General features: G+C 54.1%; 15 protein-coding genes and 1 pseudogene. 9 read left to right on the top strand and 7 right to left on the bottom strand.

Going from position 1 to position 16,339, the window contains the following annotated elements; all coding sequences use genetic code 11:
* The 3 genes and pseudogenes from JTI85_RS05195 to hrpB form a co-directional block, all read right to left on the bottom strand.
* Positions 1-275 (bottom strand): annotated as a pseudogene (locus tag JTI85_RS05195) (ferrichrome porin FhuA); the annotation flags it as partial.
* A gap of 306 nt (positions 276-581) precedes the next feature.
* Positions 582-3,116 carry a bifunctional glycosyl transferase/transpeptidase gene (mrcB, locus tag JTI85_RS05190; RefSeq protein ID WP_048212660.1) on the bottom strand — a complete coding sequence of 845 codons (2,535 nt, stop codon included), beginning with the start codon at positions 3,114-3,116 and terminating at the stop codon, positions 582-584.
* Positions 3,117-3,196: 80 nt separating this feature from the next.
* The gene (gene hrpB / locus JTI85_RS05185) at positions 3,197-5,626 is read right to left on the bottom strand and encodes an ATP-dependent helicase HrpB (protein WP_219352219.1); all 2,430 of its coding nucleotides are present in this window, start codon (positions 5,624-5,626) and stop codon (positions 3,197-3,199) included.
* A gap of 73 nt (positions 5,627-5,699) precedes the next feature.
* On the opposite strand from hrpB, the gene thpR reads away from it, so the two are divergent.
* The 9 genes from thpR (at position 5,700) to panD (ending at position 12,769) form a co-directional block, all read left to right on the top strand.
* Positions 5,700-6,230: an RNA 2',3'-cyclic phosphodiesterase gene (gene thpR / locus JTI85_RS05180; RefSeq protein WP_219352218.1), complete on the top strand. Its 531-nt coding sequence runs from the start codon at positions 5,700-5,702 to the stop codon at positions 6,228-6,230.
* Between the two features lie 15 nt (positions 6,231-6,245).
* Complete coding sequence (sfsA, locus tag JTI85_RS05175; protein ID WP_061067266.1) at positions 6,246-6,950, top strand: DNA/RNA nuclease SfsA; 705 nt, start codon at positions 6,246-6,248, stop codon at positions 6,948-6,950.
* A gap of 177 nt (positions 6,951-7,127) precedes the next feature.
* Positions 7,128-7,583 carry an RNA polymerase-binding protein DksA gene (gene dksA, locus JTI85_RS05170; protein WP_003829221.1) on the top strand — a complete coding sequence of 152 codons (456 nt, stop codon included), beginning with the start codon at positions 7,128-7,130 and terminating at the stop codon, positions 7,581-7,583.
* A 96-nt stretch (positions 7,584-7,679) separates the two neighbouring features.
* The gene (gene gluQRS, locus JTI85_RS05165) at positions 7,680-8,576 is read left to right on the top strand and encodes a tRNA glutamyl-Q(34) synthetase GluQRS (protein ID WP_005124711.1); all 897 of its coding nucleotides are present in this window, start codon (positions 7,680-7,682) and stop codon (positions 8,574-8,576) included.
* A 71-nt stretch (positions 8,577-8,647) separates the two neighbouring features.
* Positions 8,648-10,042 (top strand): polynucleotide adenylyltransferase PcnB, encoded by a 1,395-nt coding sequence (gene pcnB, locus JTI85_RS05160; protein ID WP_204266837.1) that lies wholly within the window; start codon positions 8,648-8,650, stop codon positions 10,040-10,042.
* Entirely contained in the window at positions 10,039-10,518 is a 480-nt protein-coding gene (folK, locus tag JTI85_RS05155) for a 2-amino-4-hydroxy-6-hydroxymethyldihydropteridine diphosphokinase (RefSeq protein WP_115600954.1), read from the top strand. Before pcnB ends, folK begins: the two co-directional genes overlap by 4 nt.
* A gap of 120 nt (positions 10,519-10,638) precedes the next feature.
* On the top strand, positions 10,639-11,430 hold the full coding sequence (gene panB, locus JTI85_RS05150; protein ID WP_048212666.1) for a 3-methyl-2-oxobutanoate hydroxymethyltransferase: 792 nt from the start codon (positions 10,639-10,641) through the stop codon (positions 11,428-11,430).
* Positions 11,431-11,439: 9 nt separating this feature from the next.
* Complete coding sequence (gene panC, locus JTI85_RS05145; protein WP_219352217.1) at positions 11,440-12,294, top strand: pantoate--beta-alanine ligase; 855 nt, start codon at positions 11,440-11,442, stop codon at positions 12,292-12,294.
* Between the two features lie 94 nt (positions 12,295-12,388).
* On the top strand, positions 12,389-12,769 hold the full coding sequence (gene panD, locus JTI85_RS05140; protein WP_000621526.1) for an aspartate 1-decarboxylase: 381 nt from the start codon (positions 12,389-12,391) through the stop codon (positions 12,767-12,769).
* A 5-nt stretch (positions 12,770-12,774) separates the two neighbouring features.
* Here panD and JTI85_RS05135 read toward each other — a convergent pair whose 3' ends face one another.
* From JTI85_RS05135 to JTI85_RS05120, 4 genes are all read right to left on the bottom strand, one after another.
* Positions 12,775-14,004 (bottom strand): polysaccharide deacetylase family protein, encoded by a 1,230-nt coding sequence (locus tag JTI85_RS05135; RefSeq protein WP_201442898.1) that lies wholly within the window; start codon positions 14,002-14,004, stop codon positions 12,775-12,777.
* Between the two features lie 61 nt (positions 14,005-14,065).
* A complete protein-coding gene (locus JTI85_RS05130) occupies positions 14,066-14,506 on the bottom strand; it encodes a PTS sugar transporter subunit IIA (protein WP_101741401.1) in 441 nt (146 codons plus the stop codon).
* Positions 14,507-14,607: 101 nt separating this feature from the next.
* Positions 14,608-15,378: an ABC transporter permease gene (locus JTI85_RS05125; RefSeq protein WP_003829467.1), complete on the bottom strand. Its 771-nt coding sequence runs from the start codon at positions 15,376-15,378 to the stop codon at positions 14,608-14,610.
* Positions 15,375-16,301: an ABC transporter ATP-binding protein gene (locus JTI85_RS05120; protein ID WP_048212670.1), complete on the bottom strand. Its 927-nt coding sequence runs from the start codon at positions 16,299-16,301 to the stop codon at positions 15,375-15,377. Before JTI85_RS05120 ends, JTI85_RS05125 begins: the two co-directional genes overlap by 4 nt.
* Between the last annotated feature and the right edge of the window lie 38 nt (positions 16,302-16,339).

Here is a 16,339-nt window from a genome sequence, read left to right as displayed (position 1 = left end):
TCCATCTCTTCACGCGTCACAACCGAAACAGACTGCGGGGTCTTTTCGATAGGCGTATCAGTCTTGGTTGCGGTGGCGGAACGCTTCGCGGCAATCGTCGGCGAAGGCCCCCATGCGCTTTCTTGTGCGGCAGGTGCTGCGGTTACGGTGATTGTTTCTTCTTTCGGTTGAACCGCCGCCTGTGCATACACAGACATGCCGCTAACCGCTGTGGCTACCACGACTGCAATTTTACGCAGTGAGGAGTTTGGCTGAGCAGTTTTAAGACGCGCCATTGGTATTTCTCTGATGAAAGTGAATGATAACGTAAACGAGAATTATTATTATAACGGGAGCATGATATTCGAAACGCTGTTGCGATCGCAAGCACTACGCGCCCCTACTAAAACTAAGGGGTTAAGAAATAACCAGATGAAAAGAAAGGGTTAATAAATTAAGCTGAAATGTTTTAACGGAAGACGTACCGGATAGCGACACGGCTGCTCAAATTCCGTAGGCCTGATAAGCGCAGCGCCATCAGGCAAAACAAAACCGAATGGCGTCAAAAGAAAAACCCGCCGGAGCGGGTTTTGAGGTAGGCATTAGTTGCTGCCAAACATATCCTTGATCCAACCTGCGACGCCGTCGCTGTCTTTCTTCTCCTGCTGCGGCGGCTGCTGTTGCTGCTGCTGTTGAGGCTGCGACTGCGTTGATTGATCGAACGGATTACCTGACTGCTGCTGCATCTCACCTTGCTGACACAACGAATCCGGATCGGTAGTCCACACTGGCAGCGTACGCATACCACCACTGCACACAAAGTTACCGTCGTAATCTACGCCCATATCAACAACATCCTCCGGCGGCGTCAGCACCAGTGGTGTTGGCGTCTGGTTCGCCAGATAACGCTGATAAATCGACATCGCGCCGCTGGCACCGTACAACTTGGTTGGCTGGTTGTTATCGCGGCCTACCCAGGTAATCGTCACCTGGCTGCCGTCGATACCGGCAAACCAGGTATCCACGTTGTTGTTGGTGGTCCCGGTTTTCCCTGCCAGATGCAGCCCTGGGTACTTCGCACCAAGCTGGCGACCCGTACCGCGTTGAACCACCTGTTGCATGGTCCACAGCGTCATATATGCCGCCTGTGCAGGCACTGCGCGCTCTGCCTGCGGGAAGCTTTGATACAGCACGGTCCCATCTTCAGCAATGACCGAACGCAGTGCTGATAATGGCGCACGGTTACCCCCGCTGGCGATGGTCTGGAACGCCTGTGCCACTTCAATTGGCGTCAGGTTCAACGCCCCCAGCAGCATCGCCGGAACCGGATTGAGCTGATCTTTCGGGGCGCCCAGTTTCGTCCAGGTTTCGGTAACCGCGGGCAGGCCCAGCGCCATCCCCAGATTGACGGTCGGGACGTTCATTGAACGCGTTAACGCATCCACCAGCATCACTTTACCGCTTTCGCTATAGCGACGGTCATCGTTCTGCGGTGACCACACCTGACCGTTCGGCTGGCGCAGCGCAATCGGCGCATCGGCGATCCAGGTATTCAGGCGATACAGCTTCGGCTGGCTCAGCGCCGTCAGATAGGTTGCCGGTTTTGCCAGAGAACCGATGGAACGACGGGCCTGCATCGCGCGGTTATAGCCCGCAAACTGCGGCTCTGCGCCGCCGACCATCGCACGAACCTCGCCGCTAAAGCGGTCAACGACCACAATCGCGGTTTCCAGATCGCTCAGCTTGCGCTGTTTCTTCAGCACCGGAATGCCTTCCACCGCCGCTTTTTCTGCCGCATCCTGTGCCACGGAATCAAAGGTGGTGAAAATTTTCACACCGGAGAGATCTTTGACTTTATCGCCCAGCTTCGCCTGTAGCTCCTGGCGTACCATCTGCATAAACGCTGGTTGTGGTGAAATCACCCCGCCACGCGGCTGCACGCCTAACGGGCGCGCGCTCAGCATGTCATACAGGTCCTGATCGATAATCTGCTGCTGTTGCAGCAGGCGCAGCACCAGATTACGACGCTCCAGCGCCAGCTTCGGATTACGCCATGGGTTGTAGATTGACGCCCCTTTAACCATCCCCACCAGCAACGCCTGCTGGTCGAGACTCAGTTCTTCCACCGGACGACCGAAATAATAGAGGCTCGCCAGCGGGAAGCCGCGAATTTCATTATCGCCGCTTTGACCGAGATAAACTTCGTTCATGTACAGCTCAAGAATGCGGTCTTTGCTGTAGCGCGCATCCATGATCAGCGCCATATAGGCTTCGTTCGCTTTACGCCAGTACGAGCGCTCGCTGGACAGGAACAGGTTTTTCACCAGTTGCTGTGTCAGCGTACTGGCCCCCTGCACCGTACGACCGGCCGTCAGATTCGCCAGCACCGCACGTCCAATGGAATAGAGGCTGATGCCGTCGTGCTCATAGAAATGGCGGTCTTCGGTCGCCAGCAGCGTATCTACCAACAAATCCGGGAAGCCGCTGCGCGGAACGAACAGACGCTGCTCACCGTTAGGGGAAGACAGCATGGTGATCAAACGCGGATCGAGACGGAAGAAACCGAACTGGCGGTTGTTATCCATATTCTCAATAGTATCCAGATGATCGCCATCAAAGGTCAGACGCGCACGCACCTGCCCTTCTTTACTGTCCGGGAAATCAAACGGACGGCGGATCATCTCAATGCTCTTCGCCTGCACGGTAAATTCGCCCGGGCGCGTCATTTTCGTCACCTGACGGTACTGTGTCGCCTCCAGCAGTTTCACCATCTCGTTCTTGCCGATGGGCATTTCTGGCTCAAGGTTAACCATCCGGCCATAAACAGCCGCAGGCAGTTGCCAGACTTTGCCATCAATGCGGCTACGGATTTTTTGGTCCAGGTACACGCCATATATCGCGATCAGCACCAAAAAGACGATCGACAGTTTTACCAGCAGCCAGAACCAGCCACGCTTACCACGAGGCTTACGCCCTTTGCCCTTACCCTTACGCGGCATCGGTTCTTCATCCTCATAGTCATCATCATAATCGTCGTCATACTCGTCATCTCTGAGTTGACGACGGCTCACCTTTTGTTTCACCGGACGTGACGGTTTCCCTTTACGTCCAATTGGCTCGCGGTCATTCCCCGCCATGCTTTTTCTCCGCAACATTCAGGCGCAAAGGCCCGATTCTCTGTTCTTCCGTCAGGCGACAGAAGAAGAAATCTCTCAATTTATGAATACTTTTTGGTGCGCCGCGTTGGCGCGGTATTCGCCGGATCGTCCGGCCAGACGTGTTTGGGATAACGCCCTTTCATCTCTTTTTGTACCTCACGGTACGATCCTTTCCAGAATGCGCTCAGATCGCTGGTGACCTGTAGCGGTCGCTGGGCCGGAGAAAGCAGCTCCAGCACCAACGGCACACGCCCCCCGGCGATGGTTGGCGTATTCGCTTCGCCAAACATTTCCTGCATCCTGACCGCCAACACCGGGGGATTATCCTCGTGATAGCGGATGGCTATCCGGCTTCCCGTCGGCACAGTGTAATGCGCAGGCAGTTCACTATCCAGACGTTGCAGCATTGACCAGTCCAGCAAACCGCGCAATGCCTGAGCCACATTTAATGCTTTGAGCGCGCGTAAAGAGTGCACACCGCTCATATGCGGCAATAGCCAGCTCTCCAGCGCCGCCAGAAGAGAATCCTCATCTACCGCAGGCCAGTCGTACTCCGGCAACCAGTTTGCCGCGCAATGCAGGCGCAGCCGAAACTGTTCAGCCTCCGGCGTCCAGTTGAGCACACTTAGCCCTTTATCGCGAATACCATTCAGCATCGCCTGATGCAACTCGTCTTCCGAAGGTTTAGCCAACGGCTGCACTTTTAGCGTCAACTGGCCTATTCGCGTGAGGCGCAGTGCTTTTAACGTTCCCTGGGCTTCATCCCATTCGATGGTGTCGGACTGTTGCAGCAGTTCAGGACACGTCTGCATCAACGCTTCAATATCCAGCGGCAACGCTAACAAAATACGCGCATCCGGTGACGCGCTTCCTTGCAATAACAACGGCGCAATCAACCACTCATGGCGCCCCAGGGCGTCATCGGAATCCAGCATCGCCCCCATCCCGTTGGCCAGTTGATAACGTCCATCCAACCCGCGACGGCGCGCGATCCTGTCGGCAAACGCCTGCGCCAGTAAAAGTGCTAACCGTTCGCTATCGGGCTGGCCTCCCCGCACATTCAGGCGCTTCAATAGCTGCTGGCTACGCAGTTGCCAGGCGGGCTGATTTCGTGAAAATGCGACGGCTAAATCGGTACTGCCACCGCGCGGCGGCTCTTCCAGAATCGCGGCCAGTTTCGCCGCCGTTGCCGCTTCGTTATCATTGTTGGTGCTAACCAGCATAGCCGCTAAACGGGGATCATTACCCAATACCGCCATTTTCTGCCCCGTGGCACTTAGCCTGTTGCCCTCCAACGCGCCCAGCATCTGTAACAGCCGTTTTGCCGCCTGCAGGTTGATAGCGGGCGGCGTATCCAGCCAGTTCAACTGTGCAGGATCGGTGCATCCCCATTGCAACAGTTCCATTAGCAGACCGGACAGATCGCTCTGTAATATCTCAGGCTCTCCCTGCGCCGCCGCTCTTTCCGCCTGCTCTTTGGCAAGCAGATGCAGACAGATACCGGGCTCCAGACGACCTGCACGCCCGGCTCGCTGGGTCATCGATGCCTGGCTGATGCGCTGGGTAATCAACCGCGTTAAACCGGTGCGCGCGTCATAGCGCGCCACGCGTTCCTGGGCGCAGTCCACCACCAGCCGGATGCCTTCAATCGTTAAGCTGGTTTCGGCAATATTGGTTGCCAGCACCACTTTGCGCTTACCTTGCGGCGCGGGCAAAATCGCCAGGCGCTGCTCGGCAAGCGTCAATGCGCCGTACAGCGGACACAACAGAATATCGCTACCCACGCGGCCTGCCAGCTGTTCCTGCACGCGCTGAATTTCCCCTACACCGGGTAAAAACAGCAGCAACGAGCCACTCTCGTTACGTAGCAACTCCGCGGTGGCAATAGCAACCGCCTCATCAAAACGTAAATGCGTCGCCAGCGGCTGGTAGCGCCGTTCAACAGGAAACGCACGTCCTTCGGAAACAAGGGTAGGCGCGTCAGGCAACAGCTGCTGCAAACGCCCGTTGTCCAGTGTGGCTGACATAATCAGCAGTTTTAAATCGTCCCGCAAGCCTTGCTGTACGTCCAACAGCAGCGCCAGTGCCAGATCCGCCTGCAGGCTGCGCTCGTGAAATTCATCAAGGATCACCAGACCAACGCCCTGCAATTCTGGATCACGTTGGATCATGCGTGTGAGCACACCTTCCGTGACCACTTCAAGCCGGGTTTGCGGCCCCACGCAGCTTTGCGCACGCATGCGATAGCCCACGGTTTCGCCGGGCTTTTCGTTCAGCGACTCCGCCAGTCGTTGTGCCACATTGCGAGCCGCCAGGCGACGCGGCTCCAGCAGGATAATGCGCCCCGATATCCCCTGATGCGCCAGAAGCTGTAGCGGCAGCCAGGTCGATTTCCCGGCACCGGTCGGCGCGGTCAGCAGGACCTGCGGTGAAGCATCAAGGGCAGTAAGCAGTTCAGGCACTATGGCGGCAACGGGCAACGACGTCACAAATGACTCCAGAGGGTTAACATTCTTCGCGCTGCATTGTAGCATCGCGTTAATTCATAACCGAGTATCCATCATGTCTGAGCCAAAACGGCTGTTCTTTGCCATTGAATTGCCTGCTGAGGTTCGGGAGCAGCTCATCCACTGGCGAGCCGCACAATTTCCACCGGAAGCGGGCCGCCCGGTCGCCGCAGACAATCTGCACCTGACGCTGGCTTTTTTAGGGGATGTGAGTGTCGAGAAACAGCAGGCGCTATCACAACTGGCTGGACGCATTCGCCAGCCGGCGTTCACGCTCAGGCTGGACGATGCAGGGCAATGGCTGCGTTCGCGGGTTGTGTGGCTGGGAATGCGTCAGCCGCCACGCGGGTTATTGCAACTGGCCAATATGCTGCGAGCACAGGCCGCACGCAGCGGATGCTACCAGAGCCCACAGCCCTTTCACCCGCATATCATGCTCTTGCGCGATGCCAGTCATGCAGTCGCCATCCCGCCCCCCGGTTTTTGCTGGTCATTTCCGGTTACGGAGTTTGCGCTTTATGCCTCGTCATTTGAGCGAGGACGCACTCGCTATTCAACCTTGCAACGCTGGGTGCTGAGCAAATAATCAAGGGTATTATTCATGCAATTTTCTCCCCCTTTACAACGCGCTACGCTAATTCAGCGCTATAAACGTTTTTTAGCGGATGTGATCACACCGGATGGCACAACCTTGACGCTACACTGCCCAAATACCGGAGCAATGACCGGATGCGCAACCCCGGGTGATACCGTCTGGTATTCAACATCAGAAAATATTAAGCGGAAATATCCACATACCTGGGAATTAACGCAAACCGCATCTGATGCATTTATTTGTGTTAACACGCTATGGGCCAATCGCTTAACGAAAGAGGCTATTCAGAATGAACTCATTGCGGAGCTTTCTGGCTACAGCGTGTTGAAAAGTGAAGTAAAATACGGCGCAGAAGGCAGCCGTATTGATTTTTTGTTACAGGCAGATTCCCGGACTGACTGCTATATTGAAGTAAAATCAGTCACGTTGGCGGAAAAAGAGTATGGTTATTTTCCCGATGCCATAACTGAACGAGGTCAGAAACATCTTCGGGAATTGATGAGCGTAGCGGCTGAAGGTAAACGTGCCGTCATATTTTTCGCGGTACTACATTCAGCCATTACACGGTTTTCACCCGCGCGCCATATCGATGCAAAATATGCGCAGTTATTAGTCGAAGCACAGCTAAAGGGGGTCGAAATTCTGGTTTATAAAGCGGAACTTTCTGCCCATGGTATGACTCTTAAAGAGCCGTTGCCCATTGCCTTGTAATGGTGTAAACAACGGGTTAATTAATATTCTGGCCGCGTGCGCAAATACGCTTTTCCTCACAGGGTTGTCAAGTGTTACGTATAGATAATTGCTATCCGGAAAAGCATCTGCTATTTATAGCGACCTGATTTTTCCCCCGAACATGGGGATCGATAGTGCGTGTTAAGGAGAAGCAACATGCAAGAAGGGCAAAACCGTAAAACATCGTCCCTGAGTATTCTCGCCATCGCTGGGGTGGAGCCGTACCAGGAGAAACCGGGCGAAGAGTATATGAACGAAGCCCAGCTGTCGCACTTCAGGCGTATTCTTGAAGCATGGCGTAATCAACTCAGGGATGAAGTCGATCGCACTGTGACTCATATGCAGGACGAAGCGGCTAACTTCCCTGATCCGGTTGACCGTGCCGCACAGGAAGAAGAATTCAGCCTTGAGCTGCGTAACCGTGACCGTGAGCGCAAACTGATCAAAAAGATCGAGAAGACACTGAAGAAAGTAGAAGACGAAGATTTCGGCTACTGCGAATCATGCGGCGTAGAAATTGGTATTCGTCGTCTGGAAGCCCGTCCAACAGCCGATCTGTGCATCGACTGCAAAACGCTGGCAGAAATTCGCGAAAAACAGATGGCGGGTTAATCCCGTAGACTGTTGCATGCCGGGTAGCATCACGCTAATCCGACAGTACCTGGGCGGGAGTTTCTCCCGCCTTATTCTTTTATATTATCCATCGACATGACAGACAAACCCTACATTGGCCGTTTTGCCCCTTCACCTTCCGGTGAACTGCATTTTGGTTCCCTGGTAGCCGCCCTCGGCAGTTATCTGCAGGCCCGTGCACAGCGCGGAATCTGGCGGGTACGCATTGAAGATATCGATCCCCCTCGTGAAGTTCCCGGTGCTGCAGAGACGATTCTGCGTCAGCTGGAACATTATGGACTGCACTGGGATGGCGAAATCATGTGGCAGTCGCAACGCCATGACGCCTACCGTGAGGCACTGGCCTGGTTACAACAACAAGATTTAAGTTACTACTGTACCTGCACACGCGCCCGTATTCAGAGTATTGGCGGGATTTACGACGGTCATTGCCGTGCGTTACGCCACGGGCCGGAAAATGCAGCGGTACGCATCAAGCAACAGCATCCCGTTTTACACTTTAACGACCTGCTGCGCGGCAATATTCACACCGACCCAGAGCTTGCACGGGAAGACTTTATTATCCACCGACGCGACGGACTGTTTGCTTATAACCTTGCAGTAGTGGTTGATGACCACTTCCAGGGAGTAACAGAGATTGTACGCGGCGCGGATCTCATCGAACCGACTGTACGCCAAATTTCGTTGTATCAACAGTTCGGTTGGCAAGTACCGGACTATATTCATCTGCCGTTGGCGCTCAACGAGCAAGGCGCTAAACTTTCTAAGCAGAATCATGCGCCTGCCCTGCCGCAAGGCGATCCACGCCCGGTTCTCATCAACGCGTTGCGCTTCCTCGGTCAGAACACTGTAATACCGTGGCAAGCGCTGAGTGTGGAAGAATTACTGCAAACTGCGGTGCAAAATTGGACGCTTACGACTGTGCCGGGTTCAGTGAATGTAAATCCGGCATTCTCAAATGACTCATGCTGAGCTATGATTAGCCGCGATTTTTACACAGCAACACTTGTTCTGACTGAAGTTTGACACTACCGAGGTGCACTATTTTTACCCGAGTCGCTAATTTTTGCCGCAAGGTGCTAAGCCGTGAGGAGCGCGAGGCCGAGCTTGCCGTCGCCCGTCCGCATATGACGGTAATCCCGCGTGAGCAGCACTCTATCTCCCGCAAAGATATCAGTGAAAATGCCCTGAAGGTAATGTACAGGCTCAATAAGGCCGGATACGAGGCATGGCTGGTAGGCGGTGGCGTACGCGATCTTTTGCTGGGCAAAAAGCCGAAAGATTTTGATGTCACCACCAATGCAACACCAGATCAGGTGCGAAAACTGTTTCGTAACTGTCGCCTGGTTGGGCGTCGATTCCGTCTGGCCCATGTCATGTTTGGCCCGGAAATTATCGAAGTTGCGACCTTTCGTGGACACCATGAAGGCAGTGAGTCCGATCGCACAACGTCACAGCGCGGGCAAAACGGTATGCTGCTGCGTGACAACATCTTCGGCTCCATCGAAGAAGATGCCCAGCGCCGCGACTTCACGATTAACAGCCTGTATTACAGCGTGGCCGATTTCACCGTGCGTGATTACGTCGGAGGCATGCAGGATCTCGAAGATGGCGTCATCCGCCTGATTGGTAATCCGGAAACGCGCTACCGCGAAGATCCTGTACGTATGCTGCGTGCCGTGCGCTTTGCCGCCAAACTCGACATGCGTATCAGCCCGGAAACCGCAGAGCCGATCCCACGTCTGGCAACGCTGCTTAACGATATTCCCCCCGCACGCCTGTTTGAAGAAGCGCTCAAACTGTTACAGGCGGGCTACGGGTATGAAACCTATAAAAAACTGCGTGAGTACAGCCTGTTCCAGCCGCTGTTCCCAACCATCACCCGCTATTTCACCGAAGACGGTGACAGCGCGATGGAACGCATCATTGCCCAGGTACTAAAGAATACCGACACCCGTATCCACAATGATATGCGCGTGAATCCGGCATTCTTGTTTGCCGCGATGTTCTGGTACCCGTTACTGGAAGCTGCGCAGAAAATCGCACAGGAAAGCGGTCTGGCCTATTACGACGCTTTCGCACTGGCGATGAACGATGTACTGGACGAAGCCTGCCGCTCGCTGGCTATTCCTAAGCGTCTGACGTCGCTCACCCGTGATATCTGGCAGCTTCAGTTACGCATGTCCCGTCGTCAGGGCAAACGCGCCTGGAAGCTGATGGAGCATCCAAAATTCCGCGCTGCCTACGACTTGTTGGCCCTGCGTGCCGAAGTGGAAAATAACGCCGAACTGCAGCGTCTGGCGCAGTGGTGGGGCGAATTCCAGGTTTCCGCGCCGCCGGAACAAAAAGGCATGTTGAACGAACTCGACGAAGAACCAGAACGCCGCCGCCATCGTCGTCCGCGCAAACGTGCGCCACGTCGCGAAGGTTCCGCGTGACCCTCGCTTATATTGCGCTCGGCAGCAATTTAGCCTCACCTCTGGAGCAGGTTAATGCTGCCGTGCAAGCGATCGGCGACATTCCCGACAGCCGCATCGTCGCCGTTTCCTCGTTTTACCGTACGCCGCCGTTAGGCCCACAGGATCAGCCAGACTACCTGAACGCGGCCGTGGCGCTGGAAACGACTCTCGCGCCCGAAGAACTGCTTAATCACACCCAACGCATTGAGCTACAGCAGGGTCGCGTACGTAAAGCTGAACGCTGGGGCCCGCGTACGCTGGACCTCGACATCATGCTGTTTGGCGATAAAGTGATTAACACCGAACGTCTGACCGTGCCGCACTACGACATGAAGAGCCGCGGCTTCATGCTGTGGCCGCTGTATGAAATTGCGCCTGAACTGAGCTTCCCGGACGGAACCAGCCTACATCAACACCTCGCCCAACTCGGTGCAGCAAAACCTGCACACTGGTAAAGTAATCCTTTCCCTTTAGCGTTTACTGCTTTCGCGCCAAACGATTGCTTAAATCAATTGCCCCCCTGAATGTGACTGCTAGAATGCCGTTAAATATGACTTTCACCATCAGGAAATGTTATGAAACCGACAACAATCTCATTGCTGCAAAAATACAAGCAAGAGAAGAAACGCTTCGCGACGATTACGGCTTACGACTACAGCTTCGCGAAACTCTTTGCCGACGAAGGTATCAATGTGATGCTGGTTGGCGACTCGCTGGGCATGACCGTTCAGGGCCATGATTCTACCCTCCCCGTCACCGTTGAAGATATCGCCTACCACACCCGCGCCGTGCGTCGCGGGGCACCCAACTGCCTGCTGCTTTCCGATCTCCCGTTTATGGCCTACGCTACGCCAGAACAAACCTTTGCAAATGCCGCGGTGGTTATGCGTGCGGGCGCCAACATGGTCAAGGTAGAAGGCGGTGCGTGGCTGGTCGATACGGTGAAAATGCTCACCGAACGCGCGGTCCCGGTGTGCGGTCATCTGGGGCTGACCCCGCAGTCCGTCAACATTTATGGTGGCTATAAGGTGCAAGGCCGTGGTGATGCCGGGCAAACGCTGCTCGACGACGCGCTGGCGCTGGAAGCGGCTGGCGCTCAGTTGCTGGTGCTGGAATGCGTACCGGTTGAGCTGGCGAAGCGCGTCACCGATGCGTTGTCGATTCCGGTTATCGGTATTGGCGCAGGTAACGTCACTGATGGACAAATCCTCGTCATGCACGATGCCTTTGGCATTACCGGCGGCCATATCCCTAAATTTGCCAAAAATTTCCTCGCTGAAGCGGGCGACATGCGCGCCGCAGTACGGCAGTATATTGCTGAGGTTGAATCCGGCGTCTATCCGGGTGAAGAACACAGTTTCCATTAAGGAGTCCAAGTGTTAATTATTGAAACTCTGCCGCTGCTGCGCCAGCACATTCGTCGTCTGCGTCAGGAAGGCAAACACGTCGCGCTGGTTCCGACAATGGGCAACCTGCACGACGGCCATATGAAGCTGGTTGATGAAGCAAAGGCTCAGGCTGATGTGGTGATCGTCAGTATTTTTGTCAACCCAATGCAGTTTGACCGTGTGGAAGACCTGGCGCGCTATCCACGCACGCTGCAGGAAGATTGCGAAAAGCTGAACAAACGCAAAGTCGATATCGTCTTTGCGCCATCAGAGAAAGAAATCTATCCGCAGGGCACGGAAGGTCATACCTATGTTGATGTTCCGGGACTGTCTACCATGCTTGAAGGCGCCAGCCGTCCGGGTCACTTCCGTGGTGTTTCCACTATCGTCAGCAAGCTGTTTAATTTGATCCAGCCAGATATCGCCTGCTTTGGCGAGAAGGATTTCCAGCAACTGGCGCTGATCCGCAAAATGGTGGCGGATATGGGTTATGACATTGAGATCGTCGGCGTACCGATTATTCGCGCCAAAGACGGCTTAGCCCTAAGCTCGCGTAACGGCTATCTCACGGCAGAGCAGCGTAAAGTCGCCCCTGGCTTGTACAAAGTGATGAGCCGCATTGGCGAAAAATTACAGGCTGGGGAACGCGATCTGGAAGAGATTATCGCCATTGCTGAACACGAGCTGAATGAAAAAGGCTTCCGCGCCGACGACATTCAGATCCGCGACGCCGACACGCTGCTTGAACTGACTGAAAGCAGTAAACGCGCAGTGATTCTGGTTGCCGCCTGGCTGGGTCAGGCTCGTCTGATCGATAATCAAAGCGTTACATTAGCCCAGTAGACAGGGGTCAAAAATCAGGCAATACTGCCTGAAAATTCTCAAAGCAGGTCAGTAGCACCTGCTTAGCCAAGGTAAACGACAGGGTATAGAAGTTATGATTCGCACCATGCTGCAAGGCAAGCTCCACCGTGTAAAAGTCACGCAGGCGGACCTGCACTATGAAGGCTCCTGCGCCATCGACCAGGATTTCCTTGATGCCTCCGGTATTCTGGAAAATGAAGCTATTGATATCTGGAACGTGACGAATGGGAAACGTTTCTCAACCTATGCAATTGCGGCTGAACGCGGCTCCAGAATCATCTCGGTGAACGGTGCGGCAGCGCATTGTGCAGAGGTTGGCGACATTGTGATTATCGCCAGCTTCGTCACCATGTCTGATGAAGAAGCCCGTACATGGCGCCCGAAAGTGGCTTACTTTGAAGGCGACAACGAAATGAAGCGTACTGCGAAAGCTATTCCGGTACAGGTTGCCTGATAGCCTTACCCCTGCGGCTGGTTGCTTATCAGCCGCGACATCGTCTCCAGCGAATCCGTTCTTAAAATATAAAGCCTTTTCAATAAGAACGGATTATCTCCCGGCTTAACCTTCCCTCTCACCGTGGTGACCGCCATGTGGAATCCCGCGTCGCCTGCTGCTTTTACCGCCGTGGCGTTATAACCGCCAAACGGGTACGAAAGATACAGGACGTGAGGGTTAAACTGGGACAGTGCCCGGCGCGAACGGGCGAAATCGAACAAAATATTGTGATAGCTGCGACTCAGCAGGATCGGCCGGCGATTCGCATCAACCCGATGTAAAAAATGGGTGTGCGACTGGAAGTCGAACACGTCCCGGATCTCATTCAGTTCAGAGATGCTCATAAACTGCAGCGATTTCGGATCCCACTTCTGCGGGTGCCGCTTGATGCGTGAGGAGATGATAAACGCTGTTGCCTTCATGCCGTGCTGCTTCAGAATCGGATAAGCATAACGACTCACCGACTTGAGACCATCATCAAAAGTCAGCACCACCGCCCGTGCAGGCAGGTTCATTTTATTCTGCACGTAGCCTTCCAGTTGATACATCGTCAACGTGGTGTAACCACGATCCTGGAGCCAGGCCATCTGGTTACTGAACGCACGCACAGAAGTCGTCGTGGAGGTGTGGCGAAAACGGGTATTCTCTTCATCACGCAGAATATGATGGTAGGTCAACACGGGAATACCGTGGTCTTCCTGCGCATCCAGCGCACTGATATAGGCCAGCCTGCCACCAATGCGGATCTGAAACCAGGTCTGATTAAGTCGGTCTTTGAGCTTACTAATGATGGGATAGCGCAGGTTGTCCGCCAGTACGCCAAACGGGGCGCTACCGACATCCGGAGCATTATAAACGGGCGTGTCTTTCCAGGTTACCAGGCTTTGATTGCTGAGCGGCTTGTTGAGGTCGCCTAAACCATCGTCAACCTTCTGCCGGCCCTGAACAGGCTCCAGGTGTCCCTTATCGATAAACCCGATACCAAAGCCAAAGGGGAATTCGTAATAATCTGCCGCAATGGGCTCAACGGCGAGGATTTGCCCGGCGCGAATATTCCCGACCGTCACCATTTTATTACCGATCTGCGCCCACACGGCAGCCGCTTCGGTCGTTTGCATATAACGAGCAGGCAACGCCGCAGCAACGCTGCCAGAGAACAGGAGCAATAAAACAAGCAGAAGGCGCATAACCATATGAGATAACCGAGGCGAGAAACCCCGGCTATTGTAGCAAAAGCGCCATCAATACCAATGATTAATACTCATACAAATCATGCTTCAACACGAAGGGGGGATTTTTTTGTTGCTGATGCCAGAGACTGGAGACTTCAGGGCCTCCAAGTGCGACGATGCAATCCCGAAACGCAGAACTGCTCAGCGATTCCCGCGACGAAATCATTCGCTCAAGTAATGAATAGCTGATACCAGAAATGACTTCACACTGGGGATGTTTATGGCTCATTAACGAAGCCACGCGGTAAGGCGCAGCCCCGGCCATATCGGTCAGGAATATCACGCCCTCGCCTGAGTCTGTGGCATGCAGGGCATGGCACATCATACGGCTTAGCATGTTCGAGCTGAGACCTCGCCAAAAACTCACCGCCTGACACTGGACCAAAGGGCCGTGCTTTTTTTCCAGACGCTGCAGCATATCCTGTGCCTTATCGTCATGACAGGTAATTACCCAACCTAGCATCGCCTACCTCCTTAGCAGGCAAGTAGTTTATCAGGGTGATAAATATGTAAGGGTGATAAACATCAAAAGTTTCCTCTCCCGTTCAGGGAGAGGAAAAGAGGTTAGCTGCGCAGTCCGCGCCCGCGCTGAATCAGATACCAGCACAGTAAATAAAACGCGGCGATAAACACCACCAGCACACCGAAGGTCGTCACCAGCGGCACATCGTGAATGCCGAGGAAACCGTAGCGGAACCCGCTAATCATGTAGACAATCGGGTTCAGGTGCGACAGTCCCTGCCAGAACGGCGGTAACAGCGTTAACGAGTAGAAAACGCCCCCCAGATAGGTCAGCGGCGTCAACACGAAGGTCGGGATCAGACTGATATCGTCAAAGGTTTTGGCGAAAACCGCGTTCAGCAAGCCCGCCAGCGAAAACAGCACCGCCGTCAGCACCAGCGTCAGCGCCACGAAGACCCAGGAGTGCACCTGGAACGGCACGAAGAACAGTGAGATAGCCGTGACCAGAATGCCCACACACAGACCGCGAGCCACGCCACCGCCGACAAAACCGGCGATGATTACGTGCGTCGGTACCGGTGCAACCAACAGTTCTTCAATGTTGCGCTGAAACTTGGCGCTAAAGAACGACGACGCCACATTAGCGTACGAGTTGGTAATCACCGCCATCATGATAAGCCCCGGCACGATGAACTGCATGTAGCTAAAACCGTGCATTTCACCGATCCGTGAGCCAATCAAATTACCAAAGATAATAAAATAGAGCGTCATGGTGATAACGGGCGGCACCAGGGTTTGCACCCAGATACGCATAAAGCGGTGGATCTCTTTCGCCCAGATGCTTTTCAGCGCCACCCAGTAAAGCTGCATCATGCGCGATCTCCTTGTTTTTCATGAACCAGAGAAACAAACAGCTCTTCCAGCCGGTTCGCCTTGTTCCGCATACTCAATACCTGAATACCCTGAGCGCTCAGCTGCGAGAACACGCTGTTCACCCCCTGTTCGCGCAGAACTTCAACTTCCAGCGTGGAGGTATCAACCAGGCGGTATTGATAGCCTTCCAGCTTAGGTAGCGGACTTTTCGCCGCCAGATCGAGAATAAACGTCTCAGATTTGAGCTTAGAGAGCAGATTTTTCATCGAGGTGTTTTCCACCAGCTCGCCGTGCTGAATAATGCCGATATTGCGACACAGCATTTCCGCTTCTTCAAGGTAGTGGGTGGTTAGAATAATCGTCGTACCTTTATCGTTTAAATCCTTTAAAAAGCCCCACATTGAGCGGCGTAATTCAATATCAACACCGGCAGTTGGTTCATCAAGGATGAGTAATTTTGGCTCGTGCATCAGCGCACGGGCAATCATCAGGCGGCGCTTCATCCCGCCGGAAAGCATGCGCGCACGCTCGTTACGTTTTTCCCACAGGTCGAGTTGTTTTAGATAAATTTCACTGCGTTTAACCGCCTCTTTATACTCTACGCCGTAGTAACCGGCCTGGTTGACCACGATCTGCTGCACGGTTTCAAACGGGTTAAAGTTGAACTCCTGCGGCACCAGCCCAAGCTGACGCTTGGCGTTAACCGTGTCTTTATCGAGATCGTAGCCGAACACGCTCACCCGCCCGGAGGTTTTATTCACCAGCGAGCTGATAATACCGATGGTGGTGGACTTCCCCGCGCCATTGGGACCTAGCAGCGCATAGAAATCACCCGCTTCGACTTGCAAATCTATGCCACGCAACGCCTGAACGCCACCGGGATAGGTTTTTTTAAGTTGTTGAAGTTCCAGAGCAATGGTCATGGTTTTTTACTTACCTTACGTTCTGACATTTTATATAT

Origin of the sequence: Citrobacter sp. Colony219 (genome assembly GCF_019382635.1) — a bacterium.
GTDB lineage: Bacteria > Pseudomonadota > Gammaproteobacteria > Enterobacterales > Enterobacteriaceae > Citrobacter > Citrobacter youngae.
Note: the sequence above shows the minus strand (reverse complement) of the source record. Positions and strands in the feature narration are given on the sequence as shown.

Coding starts and splice junctions, on each gene's coding strand:
- mrcB (WP_048212660.1), bottom strand. CDS start 3,116: ATGGCGGGGAATGACCGCGAGCCAATTGGACGTAAAGGGAAACCGTCA.
- thpR (WP_219352218.1), top strand. CDS start 5,700: ATGTCTGAGCCAAAACGGCTGTTCTTTGCCATTGAATTGCCTGCTGAG.
- sfsA (WP_061067266.1), top strand. CDS start 6,246: ATGCAATTTTCTCCCCCTTTACAACGCGCTACGCTAATTCAGCGCTAT.
- dksA (WP_003829221.1), top strand. CDS start 7,128: ATGCAAGAAGGGCAAAACCGTAAAACATCGTCCCTGAGTATTCTCGCC.
- gluQRS (WP_005124711.1), top strand. CDS start 7,680: ATGACAGACAAACCCTACATTGGCCGTTTTGCCCCTTCACCTTCCGGT.
- panB (WP_048212666.1), top strand. CDS start 10,639: ATGAAACCGACAACAATCTCATTGCTGCAAAAATACAAGCAAGAGAAG.
- panD (WP_000621526.1), top strand. CDS start 12,389: ATGATTCGCACCATGCTGCAAGGCAAGCTCCACCGTGTAAAAGTCACG.
- JTI85_RS05135 (WP_201442898.1), bottom strand. CDS start 14,004: ATGGTTATGCGCCTTCTGCTTGTTTTATTGCTCCTGTTCTCTGGCAGC.
- JTI85_RS05130 (WP_101741401.1), bottom strand. CDS start 14,506: ATGCTAGGTTGGGTAATTACCTGTCATGACGATAAGGCACAGGATATG.
- JTI85_RS05125 (WP_003829467.1), bottom strand. CDS start 15,378: ATGATGCAGCTTTACTGGGTGGCGCTGAAAAGCATCTGGGCGAAAGAG.
- JTI85_RS05120 (WP_048212670.1), bottom strand. CDS start 16,301: ATGACCATTGCTCTGGAACTTCAACAACTTAAAAAAACCTATCCCGGT.